The 18,904-nt window shown below is 65.8% G+C and carries 19 protein-coding genes and 1 tRNA gene; 19 read left to right on the top strand and 1 reads right to left on the bottom strand.

Features of this window, described 5'->3' with window-relative positions; translation table 11 throughout:
- Positions 1-160 precede the first annotated feature (160 nt).
- From ACODTB_RS17645 to ACODTB_RS17555, 19 genes are all read left to right on the top strand, one after another.
- Positions 161-463, top strand: coding sequence for an urease subunit gamma (locus tag ACODTB_RS17645; protein ID WP_291113887.1), 303 nt, complete (start codon positions 161-163; stop codon positions 461-463).
- A gap of 116 nt (positions 464-579) precedes the next feature.
- Positions 580-1,158, top strand: a complete 579-nt coding sequence (locus ACODTB_RS17640) for a HupE/UreJ family protein (RefSeq protein ID WP_488929587.1) — start codon at positions 580-582, stop codon at positions 1,156-1,158.
- A gap of 4 nt (positions 1,159-1,162) precedes the next feature.
- Positions 1,163-1,468 (top strand): urease subunit beta, encoded by a 306-nt coding sequence (locus ACODTB_RS17635; RefSeq protein WP_291113892.1) that lies wholly within the window; start codon positions 1,163-1,165, stop codon positions 1,466-1,468.
- A 10-nt stretch (positions 1,469-1,478) separates the two neighbouring features.
- The gene (gene ureC, locus ACODTB_RS17630; RefSeq protein WP_291113895.1) at positions 1,479-3,197 is read left to right on the top strand and encodes an urease subunit alpha; all 1,719 of its coding nucleotides are present in this window, start codon (positions 1,479-1,481) and stop codon (positions 3,195-3,197) included.
- Positions 3,198-3,205: 8 nt separating this feature from the next.
- Positions 3,206-3,757 carry an urease accessory protein UreE gene (gene ureE, locus ACODTB_RS17625; protein ID WP_291113898.1) on the top strand — a complete coding sequence of 184 codons (552 nt, stop codon included), beginning with the start codon at positions 3,206-3,208 and terminating at the stop codon, positions 3,755-3,757.
- Entirely contained in the window at positions 3,744-4,466 is a 723-nt protein-coding gene (locus ACODTB_RS17620; protein ID WP_291114039.1) for an urease accessory protein UreF, read from the top strand. Before ureE ends, ACODTB_RS17620 begins: the two co-directional genes overlap by 14 nt.
- Before the next feature lie 24 nt (positions 4,467-4,490).
- Positions 4,491-5,171 carry an urease accessory protein UreG gene (gene ureG, locus ACODTB_RS17615; RefSeq protein ID WP_488929586.1) on the top strand — a complete coding sequence of 227 codons (681 nt, stop codon included), beginning with the start codon at positions 4,491-4,493 and terminating at the stop codon, positions 5,169-5,171.
- 136 nt (positions 5,172-5,307) lie between these two features.
- Positions 5,308-5,395 (top strand) — tRNA-Ser (locus ACODTB_RS17610).
- Positions 5,396-5,661: 266 nt separating this feature from the next.
- Positions 5,662-6,540, top strand: coding sequence for a helix-turn-helix domain-containing protein (locus tag ACODTB_RS17605; protein WP_488929585.1), 879 nt, complete (start codon positions 5,662-5,664; stop codon positions 6,538-6,540).
- Between the two features lie 205 nt (positions 6,541-6,745).
- Positions 6,746-9,688 (top strand): xanthine dehydrogenase family protein molybdopterin-binding subunit, encoded by a 2,943-nt coding sequence (locus tag ACODTB_RS17600; RefSeq protein WP_291113908.1) that lies wholly within the window; start codon positions 6,746-6,748, stop codon positions 9,686-9,688.
- A complete protein-coding gene (locus tag ACODTB_RS17595; RefSeq protein WP_291113911.1) occupies positions 9,685-10,500 on the top strand; it encodes an FAD binding domain-containing protein in 816 nt (271 codons plus the stop codon). The genes ACODTB_RS17600 and ACODTB_RS17595 overlap by 4 nt, the downstream gene beginning before the upstream one ends.
- Complete coding sequence (locus tag ACODTB_RS17590) at positions 10,497-11,000, top strand: (2Fe-2S)-binding protein (protein ID WP_291113914.1); 504 nt, start codon at positions 10,497-10,499, stop codon at positions 10,998-11,000. The genes ACODTB_RS17595 and ACODTB_RS17590 overlap by 4 nt, the downstream gene beginning before the upstream one ends.
- Positions 10,993-12,540 (top strand): AMP-binding protein, encoded by a 1,548-nt coding sequence (locus tag ACODTB_RS17585; RefSeq protein ID WP_291113916.1) that lies wholly within the window; start codon positions 10,993-10,995, stop codon positions 12,538-12,540. Before ACODTB_RS17590 ends, ACODTB_RS17585 begins: the two co-directional genes overlap by 8 nt.
- A gap of 60 nt (positions 12,541-12,600) precedes the next feature.
- On the top strand, positions 12,601-13,413 hold the full coding sequence (locus tag ACODTB_RS17580; RefSeq protein ID WP_488929584.1) for an enoyl-CoA hydratase/isomerase family protein: 813 nt from the start codon (positions 12,601-12,603) through the stop codon (positions 13,411-13,413).
- Positions 13,414-13,448: 35 nt separating this feature from the next.
- A complete protein-coding gene (locus ACODTB_RS17575; protein ID WP_291113922.1) occupies positions 13,449-14,624 on the top strand; it encodes an ABC transporter substrate-binding protein in 1,176 nt (391 codons plus the stop codon).
- Between the two features lie 22 nt (positions 14,625-14,646).
- Entirely contained in the window at positions 14,647-15,540 is an 894-nt protein-coding gene (locus ACODTB_RS17570) for a branched-chain amino acid ABC transporter permease (RefSeq protein ID WP_488929583.1), read from the top strand.
- A 1-nt stretch (position 15,541) separates the two neighbouring features.
- Positions 15,542-16,594 (top strand): branched-chain amino acid ABC transporter permease, encoded by a 1,053-nt coding sequence (locus ACODTB_RS17565; RefSeq protein ID WP_291113928.1) that lies wholly within the window; start codon positions 15,542-15,544, stop codon positions 16,592-16,594.
- Positions 16,591-17,340, top strand: coding sequence for an ABC transporter ATP-binding protein (locus tag ACODTB_RS17560; RefSeq protein ID WP_291113931.1), 750 nt, complete (start codon positions 16,591-16,593; stop codon positions 17,338-17,340). Before ACODTB_RS17565 ends, ACODTB_RS17560 begins: the two co-directional genes overlap by 4 nt.
- Positions 17,337-18,044, top strand: a complete 708-nt coding sequence (locus tag ACODTB_RS17555; protein WP_291114041.1) for an ABC transporter ATP-binding protein — start codon at positions 17,337-17,339, stop codon at positions 18,042-18,044. The genes ACODTB_RS17560 and ACODTB_RS17555 overlap by 4 nt, the downstream gene beginning before the upstream one ends.
- A gap of 304 nt (positions 18,045-18,348) precedes the next feature.
- Here ACODTB_RS17555 and ACODTB_RS17550 read toward each other — a convergent pair whose 3' ends face one another.
- Positions 18,349-18,798 (bottom strand): DUF4148 domain-containing protein, encoded by a 450-nt coding sequence (locus ACODTB_RS17550; protein ID WP_291113934.1) that lies wholly within the window; start codon positions 18,796-18,798, stop codon positions 18,349-18,351.
- Between the last annotated feature and the right edge of the window lie 106 nt (positions 18,799-18,904).

Below are 18,904 nucleotides of genomic sequence, written 5' to 3'. Positions count from 1 at the left end.
GCCGGCAGCGGGGCGCTGGCGGGCGGGCAGGACGGTGGGGGTACGGCGGGGTTCACACCGGGATTTCGCAGCTTTCATGCCACGCCAGGCCTGGGGCACGGGAATTGCTGATTCCAGGGCAACTTGTATGCTCAGGCTCCCTTGACGATCGCGCACCACCATGGAACTCACGCCCCGAGAGAAAGACAAGCTGCTGATCTTCACCGCCGCCTTGCTGGCCGAGCGGCGCAAGGCGCGCGGCCTCAAGCTCAACTACCCCGAGTCGGTGGCGCTGATCAGCGCGGCCGTGATGGAGGGCGCGCGCGACGGCAAGACCGTGGCGCAGCTGATGAGCGAAGGCCGCAGCGTGCTCACCCGCGCCGACGTGATGGACGGCATCGCCGAGATGATCCCGGACATCCAGGTGGAAGCCACTTTCCCGGACGGCACGAAACTCGTCACGGTGCATCAGCCGATCACATGAAACACCCCCGCCGCGCTGCGCGCGTCCCCCTCAAGGGGGCGGCGCCTGCGGCCCGGCAAAGCCGGTTCCGCGGCACTCCAGGACAAGGCACTTCACACCGGACACTTTTCAAAGAAATGAACATGAAGCTCAAACACCTGCTCACGCTTTCGCTCGCCGCCCTGTCGTTCTCCGCCTTCGCGCATGTGGGCGATGCGCACGACCACGGTGGTCTGCTCACCGGCTTCCTGCACCCCATCACCGGGCTGGACCACCTTGCGGCCATGCTGGCCGTGGGGGTGTGGAGCGCCATGACCACGAAGCGCCTGTGGCTCGCGCCGCTGTCGTTCGCGACCCTGCTGCTGGCCGGCGCGCTGATGGCGCAGGCGGGCGTGGCCTTCCCAGCCATCGAGCCCATGATCGCGGCCTCCATGCTGGTGGTGGGCCTGCTGCTGGCCGCGCAGGTGAAGCTGCCCGAGGCGGCGGGCGCGGTGCTGGTGGGGACCTTTGCGCTGTTCCACGGCGCGGCGCACGGGCAGGAGCTGGCCGATGGCGCGGCCCTGGCCGGCATGGTGCTGGGCACGGCCGTGCTGCACGCGGTGGGCATCGGCATGGGCCTGGGCCTGAAGCGCGCCAACCACTGGCTGCCGCGCGTGGCCGGCGGCCTGGTGGCGCTGATGGGCCTGAACATGGGCTGGTCCCTGCTGGCGGGCTGAAGCCATGGTCCCCGGCGAACTCTTCACCGACGCGGGCGACCACCCGCTCAACCCCGGCCGGCGCACGATCACCCTGGTGGTGAAGAACGGCGCCGACCGCCCGATCCAGGTCGGCTCGCACTACCACTTCGCCGAAACCAACGGCGCGCTCGACTTCGACCGGGCCGCCGCGCGCGGCATGCGGCTGAACATCGCCAGTGGCACCGCCGTGCGGTTCGAGCCCGGCCAGCAGCGCACCGTCGAGCTGGTGGACTACGCGGGCGACCGCATCGTGTACGGCTTTCGTGGCCTGACCCAAAGCGCCCTCTGAAAGACAGCCCATGGCAAGCATCCCCCGCAGCGCCTATGCCAACATGTTCGGCCCCACCGTCGGCGACCGCCTGCGCCTGGCCGACACCGGCCTGGTGATCGAGATCGAGAAGGACCACACCCTGGCCGCCGGCGGCTATGGTGAAGAAGTGAAATTCGGCGGCGGCAAGACCATCCGCGACGGCATGGCGCAAAGCCAGCGCACGCGCGCCGAAGGCGCCGTGGACACGGTGATGACCAACGCGGTGATCATCGACCACTGGGGCATCGTCAAGGCCGACATCGGTCTGAAAGGCGGGCGCATCGTCGCCATCGGGAAATCCGGCAACCCCGACACCCAGCCCGGCGTGGACATCGTGATCGGCCCGGGTACCGAGGTCATCAGCTGCGAAGGCCACATCGTCACGGCCGGCGGCATCGACAGCCACATCCACTTCATCTGCCCGCAGCAGGTGGACGAGGCACTGACCTCGGGCGTGACCACCATGCTCGGCGGCGGCACCGGCCCGGCCACGGGCACCCTGGCCACCACCAGCACGCCCGGCCCCTGGCACATCGAGCGCATGCTCCAGGCCGCCGACGGCCTGCCGATGAACCTGGGCTTCCTGGGCAAGGGCAACGCCAGCCTGCCCGCCGCGCTGCACGAGCAGGTGGACGCGGGCGTGATCGGCCTGAAGCTGCACGAGGACTGGGGCACCACCCCCGCGGCCATCGACACCTGCCTGGGCGTGGCCGAAGAGGCCGACGTGCAGGTCGCCATCCACAGCGACACGCTCAACGAATCGGGCTTCGTGGAGAACACCATCGCGGCCACCAAGGGCCGCAGCCTCTGCGCCTTCCACACCGAGGGCGCCGGTGGCGGCCACGCGCCCGACATCCTGCGCGTGGTCGGCGAGGCCAACTTCCTGCCCTCGTCCACCAACCCGACCATGCCCTACACCGTCAACACGCTGGACGAGCACGTGGACATGCTCATGGTCTGCCACCACCTGGACGCGGGCATCGCCGAAGACCTGGCCTTCGCCGAGAGCCGCATCCGCCGCGAGACCATCGCGGCCGAGGACATCCTGCACGACCTGGGCGCCATCAGCATGATGAGCAGCGACAGCCAGGCCATGGGCCGCGTGGGCGAGGTCATCATCCGCACCTGGCAGACGGCCGACAAGATGAAGAGCCAGCGCGGCACCCTGCCCGAGGACAGCTCGCGCCACGACAACTTCCGCGTCAAGCGCTACATCGCCAAGTACACGATCAACCCGGCCATCGCGCACGGCATTTCGCACATCGTCGGCTCGCTGGAAGTGGGCAAGTGGGCCGACCTGGTGGTGTGGAAGCCCGCCTTCTTCGGCGTGAAGCCGGCGCTGGTGCTCAAGGGCGGCAGCATCGCGCTGGCCGCCATGGGCGACCCCAACGCATCCATCCCCACGCCGCAGCCGGTGCACTACCGGCCCATGTTCGGCAGCTTCGGTGGTGCCACCGCGAAGAGCAGCCTGACCTTCGTCTCGCAGGCCGGCCTCAAGGCCGGCGTGGGCGAACGCTACGGCCTGCAGAAGACCTTGTCGGCCGTGCAGGGCGTGCGGGGCGTGACCAAGGCCCACATGGTGCACAACGCCCTGCTGCCGAAGATGGAGATCGACCCGCAGACTTACGCGGTGCGCGCCGACGGCGTGCTGCTCACCTGCGAACCCGCCACGCGCCTGCCGATGGCGCAGCGCTATTTCCTGTTCTGAGCGCCGCGATGCTGCAAGTCTCCAAGCTCATCCCCCAAGGCCAGGGCCTCGCCAGGCCGCTGGTGCAGCGCGCGGCACAGCTGGTGCTGGACTGGGACATCCGCCAGAAAAGCCGTTTCGACGCCACGACGACCGACGAGCGGCATGTGGGGGTGTTCCTGCCGCGCGGCACCGTGGTGCGCGGCGGCGACGTGCTGCTCACGCAGGACGGTTCGCTGCTGCGCGTGGTTGCCGCGCCGCAGCCGGTGCTGCGCATCACCGCCTGCCCCGACCACCCCGCGCAAGACCAGGCTTTCGATCTGATGCGCGCGGCCTACCACCTCGGCAACCGGCACGTGCCGATCGAGCTGCGGCCCGACCACCTCAAGATCGAACCCGACCACGTGCTGGCCGACATGCTGCGCGCCATGCACCTCACCGTGGTGGAGGTCCGCGAGCCCTTCGAGCCCGAGGGCGGTGCCTATGGCGCCCAGGGCGCGGGCCACGCCAACCATGCGCACGGGCACGGCCACCACCACAGCCACGGCCACGATCACCACCACGGACATGACCACGGCTGACGCGGGCCACTCGGTGCCCGAGCGCTCTGCCGCCAGCCTGCTGCAGATCCTGTGGCTGGCCTCGCCCGCGCTGCCCGTGGGCGGCTTCTCCTATTCCGAGGGCCTGGAGGCCGCCGTGGACGCGGGCCTGGTGCACGACGAAGCCAGCGCGGCCGCCTGGCTCACCGACCAGCTGCACCTGGGCCTGGCGCGCAGCGACCTCGCGGTGGCGGCCCAGGCCATCCCTGCCTGGCGCCACCACGACCTGCCCCGCGTGCGCGAGCTGAATCACTGGGTGCTGCAGACCCGCGAAACGCTGGAGTTCCGCCTGCAGACCGAGCAGATGGGGCGCTCGCTGCTCGAGTGGGCGCGACAGCTCGGCGAGCTGGGCGCGGGCGTGTTCGAGCAGTTGCAGGCCGCCGACCTGAACCCGCCCACCTACCCGGTGGCCTGCGCCTGTGCCGCCGCGAGCGCGCAGGCCAGCGTGCGCGACAGCCTGGTGGGCTATGCCTTCGGCTGGGCCGAGAACCTCGTGCAGGCCGCCATCAAATCGGTGCCGCTCGGCCAGAGCTCGGGCCAGCGCATGCTCGCGCGGCTGGCGCAGCAGATCCCCGATGCGGTGGACCACGCCATGGCCCTGAGCGACGACGCCCGGCAGGCCTTCAGCCCCATGCTCGCGATTCTTTCCGCGCGCCACGAAACGCAATACTCTCGCCTTTTCCGCTCCTGAGCGCCCCCACCACAAGAGACAGCCATGACCACCGCCCTGCACCACATCCCCCGCCGCACCAAGACCCTGCCCCCCTTGCGCGTGGGCATTGGTGGCCCGGTCGGCTCGGGCAAGACCACGCTGCTGGAAATGCTCTGCAAGGCCATGCGGGAGCGCTACGACCTCGTGGCCATCACCAACGACATCTACACCAAGGAAGACCAGCGCCTGCTCACCGTGAGCGGCGCGCTGCCGGCCGAACGCATCATGGGCGTGGAGACCGGGGGCTGCCCGCACACCGCGATCCGCGAAGACGCCTCGATCAACCTCGAAGCCATCGACCGCATGCTGGACCAGTTTCCGAACGCCGACGTGGTGTTCATCGAAAGCGGCGGCGACAACCTGGCCGCCACCTTCAGCCCCGAACTCAGCGACCTCACGATCTACGTGATCGACGTCGCCGCAGGCGAGAAGATCCCGCGCAAGGGCGGCCCCGGCATCACCAAGAGCGACCTCTTCGTCATCAACAAGACCGACCTGGCGCCCCACGTGGGCGCCGACCTGGAGGTGATGAAGGCGGACACCGCGCGCATGCGCCCCGATGCCGCGCGCCGCCCCTGGGTGATGACCAACCTCAAGACCCTGGCGGGCGTGGACGAGGTGGTGCGATTCATCGAAACCCGGGGCATGCTGCGCAGCGAAGCCCGGGAGCCCGTGCCGGCCTGAGGCGGCGGGCAGGCTAAAATCCCGCCTTGCTCTCGCTTGCGCAGGCGTGGTCGAGCGGTTTCAGCCGACCTGAAAACCGCCGGCCTGGGGCGCCAGGGAGCGAGACAGGTCGACAAAATCAAAACCGGCAGATCCGGGAAGCGTGGCAGAGTGGTCGATTGCACCGGTCTTGAAAACCGGCAACGGGCAACCGTTCGTGAGTTCGAATCTCACCGCTTCCGCCAGTCAGGATGACTGGGATTTTCTGAATGGACAGACATTGCCCTGCTCGCCAGGGCCATGTTTTTTCTGGCTGACCGCGCCCGGGCCTGGCGCGATGCCTGAAACCAGCACCCGTTGAAGCGGCGGCCCCCTTCAGCCAGCGCGATCGACAGCCGCCACCGCGTGCCCAAGGCCGACCCCTCTTCGGCCAGGGGCTCTTCCCGATCGCTTTCCCTCACTATTCAACGAATCAAACTCTCGGTATCGTCTGGCCCACAGGAGTGTGAAATTGTCTTCCGCCATCAAGATTTTCCAGGGCCGATTCGGACGTGTGGCCCTGCTTGACATGGACGCACCCCTGGTGGCCCATGCCCATCACCATTGCCACATTCTCATCAAGGCCGGTGGAGCAGACAGCGCATTTGTCGTGAGGGGTGAACGGGCACCGATCACCGACGACCTGGCCGTGCTCGTGAATGCCTGGGAGCCCCATGCCTACGAGCACGACGCCCCCCCTGACTCGCGCACCATGATCCTGGCGCTCTACATCGAGCCCGGCTGGCTGGCTGAGCTTCAGCGCTCTCTCGCGCTGTCGGCCCATCCCCGGTTTTTCCCCCAGCGCTGCGTCCGCCTGAGCCCCGTGACCCGCAAGATGGCAGAGGAGTTTGTCCTCGAACTCTGGTGGGACGATGAAGTCTCGCCCGGCCGACTCGAGAACCTGCTTTTCAATCTCGTCATCTCGGTGGTTGAAAGCTACACAGGCTGGCGCGACCTCTCGAGCCTTCTTCGAAGCAAACCCCCGGTGGCCATCGACCCGCGCATCCGTCAGGCGATTGCGCTCATGCGGCAGGATATCGCCCACGAGTTCGACGTGGACAAGCTCGCGGCCGCCACAGGCCTGTCGAGAGCCCATTTCTTCACCCTCTTTCAGCGCGACACGCAGGTCACGCCTCTTGTCTACGCCAACGTGCTTCGCTTTGAAGAAGCCGTTCAACGGCTGACTCAGACGCAAGACGCCGTGGGCGACGTCTCCCACGATCTGGGCTTCTCCGCGCCCAGCCACTTCTCCCGGTTCTTTCGATCCCACCTGGGCATCACCCCCAGCGACTACCGCCGCAAAGTGAACCTCTTCGAGCCCCCGTCGAACCCGCGTGTCGAAGAAATCTAGCGTCGAACAGAAAGTCATCAGACTTCTGGGATAGTTTCCCGACCTTGAGATCAATGATCAGATTCGTTCGGTAACACCGAACCACCTTCTCTCCTGACACTGGCGCTGCATCACATGAAACAGCAGCCAGACGGCGCAGGAGACAAGATTGCACGCAGATCCTTCACGGACGGGGGACGCCCGACAGGCGTGGGTTGGCCAGCGCATGGAGCGCCTGGAAGACGACGCCCTGCTCAACGGCCGAGGCTCGTTTGCCGACGACCTGGGCACACGCCCCGGCACGCTCGAAGCCGCCGTTCTGCGCTCGCCCCACCCACACGCCCGCATCCTCGGCATCGACACCGAGAAGGCACTCCTGTTGCCTGGCGTGCGGGCTGTTCTGACGGGTGAAGACGTCAAAGCATGGGCTCAACCCTTCGTGGTGGGGGTCAAGCAGCCCATGCAGCACTGGGTCGTTGCCGTCGACCGCGTCCGCCATGTCGGCGAGCCCGTGGCGGTCGTGGTCGCCGAGGATCGCTACATCGCCGAAGACGCACTTGATCTGGTGCGCGTGGCGTACGAGCCACTCCCCGTCGTGGTGGACATCGAAAAGGCGCTGGCGCCGGCATCTGCCGTGTTGCACGAAGCGGTGGGCACGAACATCGTCTCGGAAAGGGCGTTTCGCTACGGCGACCCGGAATCCGCCTTCAACGACCCGGCCGCTCGCACGGTGCGCACCACCGTGCACTACCCGCGCAGCAGCTGCTCACCCATGGAGTGTGGCGTCGTGATCGCAGCGCACCTGCCCGGCGATGAAGGCTATGACGTGCTCTCCAACTTCATGGGGCCGTTCTCGCTTCATGCCGTGATGGCCATGGCATTGAAGGTCCCGGGCAACAAGTTGCGCCATCGCGTCCCCAGGGACTCCGGTGGCAGCTTCGGCGTGAAGCAAGCTGTTTTTCCCTACGTCGTCATGATGTGCCTGGCCTCACGCAAGGCGGGCGCGCCGGTGAAGTGGGTGGAGGACCGGCTTGAGCACCTGAGCGCGGCCACCTCCGCCACCGCCCGCCTGACGCACATCGAGGCCGCCGTCAGCCCGCAAGGCCGCGTGCTGGCCCTTCGCTACGACCAGACCGACGAGGTGGGCGCGTACCTCCGCGCCCCCGAGCCGGCCACCTTCTATCGCATGCACGGCGCACTCACCGGGCCCTACGCGATTGACCATCTCGCGGTTCGAAACCGCGTCGTCGTGACCAACAAGACGCCCACGGGTCTGGTTAGAGGCTTCGGTGGACCTCAGGTGTTCTTCGCGTTGGAGCGCTTGATGGACCGCATCGCGGTGGAACTCGCCATCGACCCCGTTGAACTTCGGCTGCGCAACTACGTTCCCGCCGATGCGTTTCCCTACACCGCCGCCGCCGGGGCGGTGCTCGACTCAGGCGACTACGCTCGCCTGACGAAGATGGCGATGGACGAGGCGCGGGCACAGGGACTCGTCGAGCGACAGGCATCTGCCCGGGCTGCGGGGCGCCTGTACGGGATCGGCGTGGCGGCTGTCGTCGAGCCGTCCGTGTCCAACATGGGCTACATCAGCACCGTTCTCACGGCCGACCAGCGGGCCAAAGCCGGGCCCAAGAATGGCGCCATCGCCAGCGCGACCGTCTCTGTGGATCTGCTGGGCGGTGTCAACGTCACCATCGCCTCGGCGCCCGCTGGCCAAGGCCACATGACGGTGTGCGCCCAGGTGGTGGCCGACGTCCTGGGGCTCCACCCGTCACAGGTCGTGGTCAACGTCGAGTTCGACACCGCCAAGGACGCCTGGAGTGTGGCCGCCGGAAACTACAGCAGCCGATTCGCGGGCGCGGTCGCTGGCACCGTGCACCTTGCCGCGCAGCGCATGCGCGACAAGCTGGCCCGCATCGCCGCCGCCAACTGGGGTTGCTCCAGCACGGACATCGCCTTCGAAGGCGGCCACATCCTCAACCGTCGGCAACCGGCTCAGACCCAGCCCTTCACCCGTCTCGCCGCCAGCCCGCATTGGGCGCCTGCGCTGCTGCCCGAAGACGAACCATTGGGGCTTCGCGAGACCGCATTCTGGTCTCCCGAGACGCTGCGCGCGCCGGATCCCCAGGACCGGGTCAACACGTCCGCGGCCTACGGATTCGTCTTTGACGTCTGTGGACTTGAGATTGACCCGGACACCGGTGCCGTGCGCGTGGACCGCTACATCACCGCTCACGATGCCGGGCGAATCCTCAACCCGGCACTGGCCGATGGCCAGATCCGCGGCGCCTTCACCCAAGGCCTGGGGGCGGCATTGCTGGAGGAGTTTCGCTACGGCGCCGATGGCAGCTTCCAAAGCGGGACACTGGCCGACTACCTGATGCCGACGGCTTGCGAGACGCCAGACCCCACCATCATTCACCTGGAGACCCCCAGTCCGTTCACGCCGCTGGGAGCCAAAGGGTTGGGGGAAGGCAACAACATGAGCACACCGCCGTGCATTGCCAACGCCTTCAGCGACGCCTTTCGCCCCTTGAGAGACGTGCAAGACGTCCGCCTCCCGCTCACACCCGGGCGCGTCCTCGACCACCTGCAGACACCCGACCCCGCCTCCTCCCATCCTGCCGCGCCGGGTTCTGCGGCCGCATCCGCGGGCGATGGGCTGTCGCTTTCCGCGCAAGGGAGCGTGGAGATTGCCGCCCCTGCGGAGCGCGTGTTCGCCGTCCTCATGGATCCGGTTGCATTGGCCCGCATCATCCCGGGTTGCCACGAACTGAAGACCGATGGTGAGCACCAATACCGCGCCGATGTCACCGTGGGCATTGGCCTCATCAAAGCCCGCTACGAAGCGCGGATCAGGCTGTCCGACATCCAGGCCCCTCACGGTCTGCGATTGTCAGGCAGCGGCAGTTCCAGCCTGGGCACCGGCGCCGGCGATGGCCTGGTGCGCCTTGAAACCACCCCCACCGGCACCAGGCTCCACTACGACTACCGCGCACAAGTCGGCGGCAAGGTGGCCATGGTGGGCAGTCGCATGCTGGAGAGCGCTGCCAGGGTGATCGTGGGTCAGTTGTTCGAGTCGCTGGGCCGCCAGGCGTCAGGGGCTGACACGGCACCCAGCTCCTGGTGGCGTCGGCTGCTGCAGCGTCTGGGAGTCCAGGCATGAAGCCACCCGCATTCGACTACGTTCGCGCCGACAGCGCAGAAGCGGCCGCGGAGCTCCTGGAGCGATTCGGCGAAGGGGCTCGCATCCTCGCGGGAGGCCAATCGCTGATGGCCATCCTCAACATGCGACTCGCACAGCCGTCGCTGCTGATCGACATCTCGCGCAGCACCTCCCTTGGAGCCATCGAACATGGGCCCAAAGTCGTTCGCGTGGGAGCGGCGGTCACGCAGGCGCAGTTGCAGGCCCACCCCCACGTGCCTCCGCTTCTGAAGCTGGCGTTTCCGCACATCTCGCATGTCCAGATCCGCAACCGAGGGACGGTCTGCGGATCGGTCGCTCACGCCGACCCCTCGGCCGAGCTTCCCCTGTGCCTGCTGGCGCTGAAGGGCACGGTGCATCTTCGCAGCGCCCGTGCGCGGCGCGACGTCGCGGCGGCCGAATTCTTCACGGGACTTCTGAGCACCGCACGCAAAAACAACGAACTGATCGAGGCGATCAGCTTCCCGCGGCCGCAGGCAGGACAGGGGTTCGGATTCGCCGAGCACTCGCGCCGCCACGGGGACTTCGCCCTGTGCGCCGTCGCCGTCGTGGTGGATGCCAAAGAACTTCGGGTCGCCGTTGGAGGCCTGGGTGATCGGCCACACGCAGCGGTGCTCCCTCCTCTGGAAGGACAGTCTCTGGACCAGGCGTTGAACGAACTTGCCTGGTCCCTCGACGTCCGCGACGACCCTCACACCCCCGCGTCGACACGTCGACACCTGCTGCGTCGATTGGCGCTGCAGGCCATTCAGCAAGCCAGGAGACCAGCATGAGCACCCCCCTTCTTGAGCGAGATGTGCTGCACGCAGTGCAACTCACCCTCAACGGTCGAGAACGCAAGGGCCGAGCGCAGCCGCGCACCCTGCTCAGCGACTTCTTGCGCCACGAACTCGGCGCCACCGGGACACACGTGGGCTGTGAGCACGGGGTTTGTGGCGCCTGCACCGTTCGCATCGACGGTGTGGCCAGCCGTTCCTGTCTCACGCTCGCCGTTCAGGTCGACGGCCGCTGTGTGGACACGGTGGAAGACACTGAAAACGCAGACGAATGCCTCGTTCAGCTCAAGGCCGCATTCAAACGCCATCACGCCTTGCAATGCGGCTTCTGCACCGCGGGCATCTTGATGTCCAGCGCCGACTGGCTGCAGCGGCAACGTGCAGCCGGTCACCAGCCGGACGAGTCCGACGTGAGAGACATGTTGAGCGGCCACCTCTGCCGCTGCACAGGCTACACCCCCATCGTCAACGCAGTGCTCGAGGTGTCCCGTGCTTGATCTCGGAAGAACCTTTCTGCAGAGTGTGGACCGCTCCGCAGGCAGCACCGCCTTGGTCGACGGCCCACTTCGCCTCAGGTGGGGCGATTGGGCCATGGTCATCGGGGGCGTTCAGCGAGGCCTGATGGCCATGGGGCTGCGCAAGGGGGACCACGTTCTGAGCGTGCTTCAGAACCGCAACGAAGCAGCCACCTTGCATTGGGCCTGCCAGTTCGCAGGTCTTGTGATGACCCCCATCAACTGGCGCGCCAAGCCAGAGGAGATTGACCACGCGCTGCATGACTCCGGTGCACGCCTTCTGATTTACGAGGCGGTGTCTCAGGAGGCCGTGGCTCAGTCGGTGCTTGCCCGCACGGTGCCGCGCCTGGCCGTCGGCAAAGTCGACGGAGTTGACGCCAGCTTCGACCAGGCTTTCACCGAATGGGCCGAGCCCACGCCAAGTGCACGAGCAGAAGACCTTTCTCTGATGCTCTACACCTCCGGAACCACAGGCGCCCCCAAAGGGGTGCCGCGTCGCCAGCGAGCCGAACGCGTTGCCGCGCTCGCCCACGTCGCCCAGAACCGGTATGCCTACGGCGAACGCACGCTGGGCGTGATGCCGCTGTACCACACCATGGGTGTGCGGTCTCTGCTCACGATGGCCCTCGTGGATGGCCGCTTCGTCTGCATGCCGCGCTTTGACGCCGCGGCCGCCTTGAGTTTGATCGAAGCCGAGCGCGTGAGCCACCTTTACCTGGTTCCAACGCTGTACCACGACCTGCTCGCCCACCCCGATTTCAAGCGCACCGACACGCACTCGGTTCGCAAGCTCGGTTTTGCCGGGGCGCCGATGCACGACGCGCTGCTTCTGAAACTGCAACAGGCATTCCAGCCTGAACTGTTCGTCAATCACTACGGCAGCAGTGAGATCTACACGTTCGCCATCAATCAGAACGCCGTGGGCAAGCCCGGCTCTGCCGGCCGTGCCGGCATGAACACCCGCCTGCGCGTGATCAAGCTGGACGCCAAGCATCCCAGCGAGGTTGCAGGGCCGATGGAAGAAGGCCAGATCGTGGCCGACCTGCTCAGCGACGAAGCCTTCGAGGGCTATCACAACCGCGAAGAAGCCAATGCACGCAGCTTGCGCGACGGCTGGTACTTCACGGGCGACACGGGCTATGTCGACGCCGAGGGCGACCTCTTCGTCACCGGTCGCGTCGACGACATGATCATCAGCGGTGGCGAGAACATCTCGCCGGTGGACATCGAGTCGGTTCTCTCCCTGCACCCCTCTGTGGACGAGGTGGCTGTGGCAGGCCTGAAGGACGAGCGCTGGGGGCAACGCGTGGTGGCCTTCGTGAAAGCACGCGGAACCGTGGCCGCCGAAACCCTGGACGCGCATTGCCGTGCCTCGGACCTCGTGAATTTCAAGCGTCCGCGCGAATACGTCTTCGTGCGCGAGATCCCCAAGTCTCCCGTGGGCAAGGTACTGCGCCGCAAGCTGGTCGCCGGTGACTTCGATTCAGATCCTCCCCCACTTCCGGTGATTCCTCCTGCTTAGGCAACGGGTCTCAAGCGGACTTCCTTCCACCCCCTCTCCGGATTTCTCACAAAGGCAATCATGCAACTCCATGACCTCAACCACCCCGCGCTCACCCTGAGCGCCGATCTCGACGGCTATCGCGTCGAGATCGACCCCGCGCGCGAGCGGGCGGACATCATCCTCTGCCGCCCTCCTTTCAACGTCATTTCGATGGCGCAGCGAGAGCAATTGCGCATCACCTTCGAGGCGTTGGACGCCAATGAAAGTGTGCGGGTGATCGTTCTTCGCTCCGAGGGAGAACACTTCTCCAGTGGCGGCAACATCAAGGGTTTTCTGGAGGCGTCGCCAGAGCACGTCAGCAAACTGGCCTGGAATGTGGCGGCTCCCGCGCGCTGCAGCAAACCGGTGGTCACCGCGGCCCGCGGCTACTGCTTCGGTGTCGGATTCGAGCTCTCGCTCGCCTGCGACTTCCGCCTGGTTACCCCGACCACGCTCTGCGCGCTGCCGGAACAGAAGCTCGGCCAGATTCCAGGTTCGGGCGGCTCCGCGCGCCTGCAGAAGATGGTTGGCATCACGCGCACCAAAGACATCGTGATGCGCAGTCGGCGCATCACGGGCCCTCAGGCCTACGACTGGGGCGTCGCCACCGAATGCGTGCCCGACGCCGAGCTTGAAGCCACAACCGACGCATTGGTCGATGAGTTGCGTGGCTTCTCGCCACTGGCGCAACGCACCGCCAAGAAGCTGCTCAACGACACCGAGGACTCGCCGCTGTCGATCGCCATCGAACTCGAAGGCCACTGCTACTCGCGCCTGCGCAGCTCCGACGACTTCCGTGAAGGCGTCGAGGCCTTTCACGACAAGCGCCGCGCCCGCTTCATCGGCACCTGATTCCCCCGCAACCACCACCCAACGAGGAGACAGACATGAACACGACCATCCGCAACACCGCCGCCACCATGGCCCTGGCCTGCATGGCCTGCAGCGCCATCGCCCAGAACCAGCCCATCCGCATCGGCGTCGTCACGCCGCTGTCGGGTACCTACGCCGGCATCGGCCAGCAAGTGAAATGGGGCCTGGACCTGGCGGCTCGCCAGATCAACGCCACCGGCGGCGTGGCCGGCCGCCCGCTTGAACTCATCTACGAAGATGAGGAAGCCAACCCGGCCGTTGCCGTGCAAAAGGCCGAGAAACTGTTCCAGGTCAACAAAGTGGACTTTCTGACCGGCACGGTCAACAGCGGCGCCACGCTGGCTGTGGGTCAACTGGCCGAGCGCAACAACCGCCTCATCGCGACGACCGTCTCGTTTGCCGATTCGATCACCGGTGACAAGTGTTCGCCGAACGTCTTCCGCGTGAACGCACGCGCTGGCATGCAATCGGCTGCGCTGGCGGACTGGATGGCTAACACGCGCCCGAACGCCAACGTCTTCTACCTGGGCCCGGACTATGAAATGGGCCGCAGCACCGTGGCGGCCTTCAAAGCCGCCGCCGAAGCCAAGGGCGCGAAATCCGTGGGTGAAGTGTTTGCGCCCCTGGACAACAAGGATTACTCGCCTTTCTTCGGCCAGATGCGTTCGTCGCGTCCCGCGGTGATCTACACCTCTGTCGCCGGCAACGACACCGTGCGCCTGTTCTCACAGATGGCCGAATTCGGCATCAACCGCAACGTGCAAGTCGTGGGCGCCTCGGGCACCGTCACCTCGCAGAACCTGCCAGCTATCGGCAAGACCGCTGACGGTTTCGTGACCGGCGTGGGCTACGCCACGAGCATCGACAGCCCCGAGAACCGAAAATTCGTGGCCGACTTCGAGGCGGCCAACAAGTCGGCACCCGACCTCTATGGCGCAGACAGCTACGGCGTGCTCTTCTTCTACAAGGCCGCCGTCGAGAAGGCGGGCAGCACCGAAACGGACAAGGTTCGCAATGCCATGCGCGGTCTTCAGTGGGCCACCCCTCAAGGCACCAAGACCATGAGGGCGGGCGACCACCAGGCCATGCAGGACATGTACGCCATGCGCGTGAACGGCGGCAAGTTCGAGCTGGTCGGTCAGGTCAAGGCCGACGCTGCCATCGGCGCTGACGTCTGCACCCGTTTCTGAACACGTCGGGAAGAAACACACCATGAGCAACGCTTTGGACTGGCTGCAGTTCGTGCTGGCTCCCCAGATGATCAACGGCCTGTCCATCGGCGTGGCCGTGGTGTTGATGGCCCTGGGCCTGACCATCATCTTCGGTCTTCTGGACGTCATCAACATGGCGCACGGCGAGTTCTACGCCATCGGCGCCTACCTCGCCGTCGCACTTCTCGGCCTGGGCGTCTCGTTCTGGTGGGCGCTGGTCCTGACACCGCTGTTGATGGCGGTGATGGGCTACGCCACAGAGCGCGGCCTCATACAGCGGGTCTTCCACAGCAAGGACAGACACACGCTGACTTTGCTCCTCACCTTTGGCGTGGCCGTGGTGCTGGAAGACGCTCTCAAGATCGTCTTCGGTGCCAACCCGCTGCGCCTGGAGGCACCCATCAGCGGTGCCACTGAAATGGTCGGTCTGTTCTTCCCGAACTACCGTCTTTTCGTGATGCTGTTCGGTGGCGCACTGATCGCCGCGGTCTGGCTGCTGGTGTTCCGCACTTCGTTGGGCGCCATTGTCCGAGCTGCTGCATTTGACCGCCATATGAGCGCCTCGCTCGGCGTTCCGGTGCATCGCGTGTATGCGGCCACCTTCGCCTTCGGGGTGGCACTCGCCGGTATCGCAGGCGTGTTGCTGGCGCCCATCTATTCGGTGTTCCCCACCATGGGACGCGACTTCGTGCTCATCGCATTCAGCGTGGTCATCATCGGTGGCATGGGCTCCATCAAAGGCGCACTGCTGGCGGGTTTGTTGCTCACGCAGGTGCAGTCGATCTCCAGCCTCTATATATCGCCGGTCTGGAGCGATCCGCTGCTGTTCGGGATCATGGTGTTGGTGCTGATGTGGCGTCCGCAAGGATTGTTCGGGAAACTGGGGAGCGCATGACATGAGCACACCTTCATCCTCTTCCACGCTGCCGCCGGGCGCTGAAGCGCTTGGCTTGACGAGGAGCGTCAAGCGGCGCCGGTCTGCAGCCACCTGGCTCACCGGCCTGTTCTTCGCAGGCGCCCTGCTGTTCGCAGCAGCAGCCTTGGCGCTGGGCGATGTGTTCTACCTGCGCCTGGCCACCGAGGCCCTGATTTTCGGTGGGCTTGCGCTTTCGGTCGATCTTCTGCTGGGCCGGGTCGGGCTGCTGCCTTTGGGCCAGGCACTGTTCTTTGGTCTTGGCGCGTACGTGTCTTCCCTCGTTCTGATGAACGGGGGTGGGTCGTTCTGGCTTGCATTGGGCGGGGCCCTGGCGTTCAGCGCAATGGCAGGCCTCATCGGTGGCCTGATTGCCATCCGTGCAAAAGGTGTGTACTTCGCGCTCATCAGCTTCGGCCTGGCGCAAGTGATCTCGAAGGTCGTCTACAACACCCGAGAACTGGGGGCCTCCGACGGCCTCATCGGCGTGCCGTCCGCCACCATCGCGGCTGGCTTCGACTCGTCTGCCCCTGCGGGGTTCTTCCTGGTGGTGTTGGCCTTCATCGGTGCCGTTTACCTCGGCCTGCGCTACCTGATGGACACACCGGCGGGGCGGCGGTTGGACGCCATTCGAACGAACGAGAGTCGCGTCCCCTTCCTGGGGGTGGACCCGTGGCGCTACAAGCTGGGGGCGTTCGTGGCGGCAGCCTGCATTGCCGGTGGCAGTGGTGCGCTCTATCCCATGCTGCGCGGCTTCGTCTCCCCCGAGCTGATGTTCTTTCAGGTGTCTGGCAACGCAGTCATCAACGTCATCGTGGGCGGAACGGGGACGCTGATCGGTCCGTTGTATGGCTCGGCCATTCTCACCGGGCTGCGTTCGGTTGTTGGCTCGTTCACCACGCACCACCACATCGTCATCGGCGTGCTTTTTGTGTTGGTGGTCATCGTCATGCCGCGCGGACTGATTGGCTACGCGACGCCCGCGTTGCAGCGATGGCTCGATGCCCGCAGTTCGCGCCAGGAGGGTCGAAAATGAGCGCCATTCTTTCCGTTCAAGGACTCAGCATTCAGTTCGGTGCGCTCAAGGCGGTCCAAAACGTGAGCTTCGAGGCTCAAACGGGCCGCATCACTGCCGTCATCGGTCCCAACGGGGCAGGAAAGAGCAGCCTGTTCAACCTGATCAGTGGCGCCATTCGACCCACGGCCGGCTCGGTCCGTTTCGACGGTCGGGACGTCACGGGCCAGCCGCCGCACCAGTTGCTGGGCAGCGGCCTGTCTCGCTCTTTTCAGATCACCCATCTTTTCTTCGAACTCTCGGTTCGAGAGAACTTGCGTCTGGCCGCACAGTTCCTGGAAGGCGGTCGCGGTCTCTTCAGACCACTCGCCTGCAGCACCACGGCATCGCAGCGCGTGGACGAACTGCTCGGGCAGTTCGATCTGCGGGCAAAGGCGGAGGAGCTCGCCGGCTACCTCTCTCATGGCGAGCAACGGCGGCTGGAGATAGCGGTGTCGCTGGCGTCCCGACCTCGAATGCTTCTGCTTGATGAGCCGACGCAAGGCATGAGCCACAGCGACACGCGCGAAACGGAAGCCTTGATCCGCGGCTTGTCGCGCGACCATGGTCTGTCCATCCTTCTGGTGGAGCACGACGTCGATCTGGTGATGCAGTTGTCGGACCACGTGGTGGTCATGCACCAGGGACAGAAACTCGCCGAGGGCACGCCGGCCGAAGTGCGCGCCAACCCGGCGGTGCAAACCGCCTACTTCGGGGAGAAACACTGATGCTGGAGCTCAAAGGCGTCCACACCCACTACGGTTTGAGCCACGTATTGCAGGGCATCGACTTGAAGGTGGGCAGGGGAGAGGTGGTGGGGCTGTTCGGTCGAAATGGCGTGGGCAAGACCACGGTCATCAAGACCATCGCCGGATGGGTGTCGCCCTCGGAAGGTCAGGTGCTGTTTGAAAACAAACCCCTCAATGGGGTCAGTGCCGACCAGATCTGCCGCCGAGGCATTGGACTTGTACCCGAAGATCGACGCATCTTTCCCGGTCTCACCGTAGAGGAGAACCTGCGCCTTGGTCAGATGCAATGTCCCTCACGCGGTCGGCCAGAGTCTCGCCGCCGCATGGAGGACATCTACCAGCGCTTTCCCCGGCTGGCTGAGCGCAGACGTCAGATGGGCACCACCCTGTCGGGTGGCGAACAGCAAATGCTGGCCATCGCGCGGGTGCTGGTCGGAGAACCCAAGCTGCTGCTCATCGACGAACCCACCGAAGGACTGGCGCCCATGATTGTCGATGAGCTGTTCACCCTCATTGGCGATCTGGCCAGGGAGGGAACGCCCATCGTGCTGGTCGAGCAAAACGTCCACCGCGCGGTCGCCCTCGTTCAGCGCTTCTACGTGTTGGAGCGCGGAACCGTCGTGCTCGAGGGGAAAAACTCCTACGCCGACAAATCTGCATTGATGGAACGGCTGGCAGTTTGACGTTCACCCAGCCCATCAGACCCCCACGCTCGCGACATGGAATACCGTGACCGGCCTGTCCCGCGCAAGTTGCCCGGCGGGCAGCGGGCGGGGAAGGCCACATCGCTGGCCACCATCAGCCGCACCCAGGTGCATTGCCAAACTCAGAAACAGCAACGGGCCCATGGGGCCCGTTGCTGTTTCTGGTGCGGACAACGCGGTTCGCATCGGCATCACTCCTGTTGCATGGTGAAAGACAACCCTGGCAAGGTGCTCCGGCAGGTCAGTTGGGGGCAGCCGGATCACCTCGCCACTCGGGCTGCCTTCACTGGCCCAGGCTGACGGTGGTGCCGGCGACGGCGCGCAGACCGGCCTGGCGCACTTGCTCGGCCTGTTGCGCGGTGGCGATCACGGGGTACGCGGCGTCATTCTCATTCACCAGGCCCAGGCGCTGGGCTTCTTTCAGCTCGGCCACCACTTGGGCGCGGGTCTTCTCGAAACCGGCGGGCACCTCGAACTTCACGATGTCGGTGTCGGCCAGGCGGCCGGCATCGCGGGCGGCGATGGCTTGGGCACGAACTTCATTGCGGCTCAGGCTGGAGCCCGTGGCGACTTCGAATTTGACGATGTCGGTGTCGGGCAGTTGGCCGGCATCGCGGGCGGCGATGGCTTGGGCTTGCACTTCAGCGCGGGTCAGCGGCGCGCTCTGGGCCATGGCGGCGCCGGCAACAGCCGTCAGCATGAGGGGGATGAGGACACGGGTCGAGAGTTTCATGATGCTTCCTTGAACGGTAGGTTGGATGGATGGATGGAGGTTTGGATGGAGGTTTGTGCCGCCTTGGTTTCGGCACAGGAGAGACTGTAAAAACCGGGTCTGTCAT

It is taken from the genome of Hydrogenophaga sp. FG152, assembly GCF_057809615.1.
Note: the sequence above shows the minus strand (reverse complement) of the source record. Positions and strands in the feature narration are given on the sequence as shown.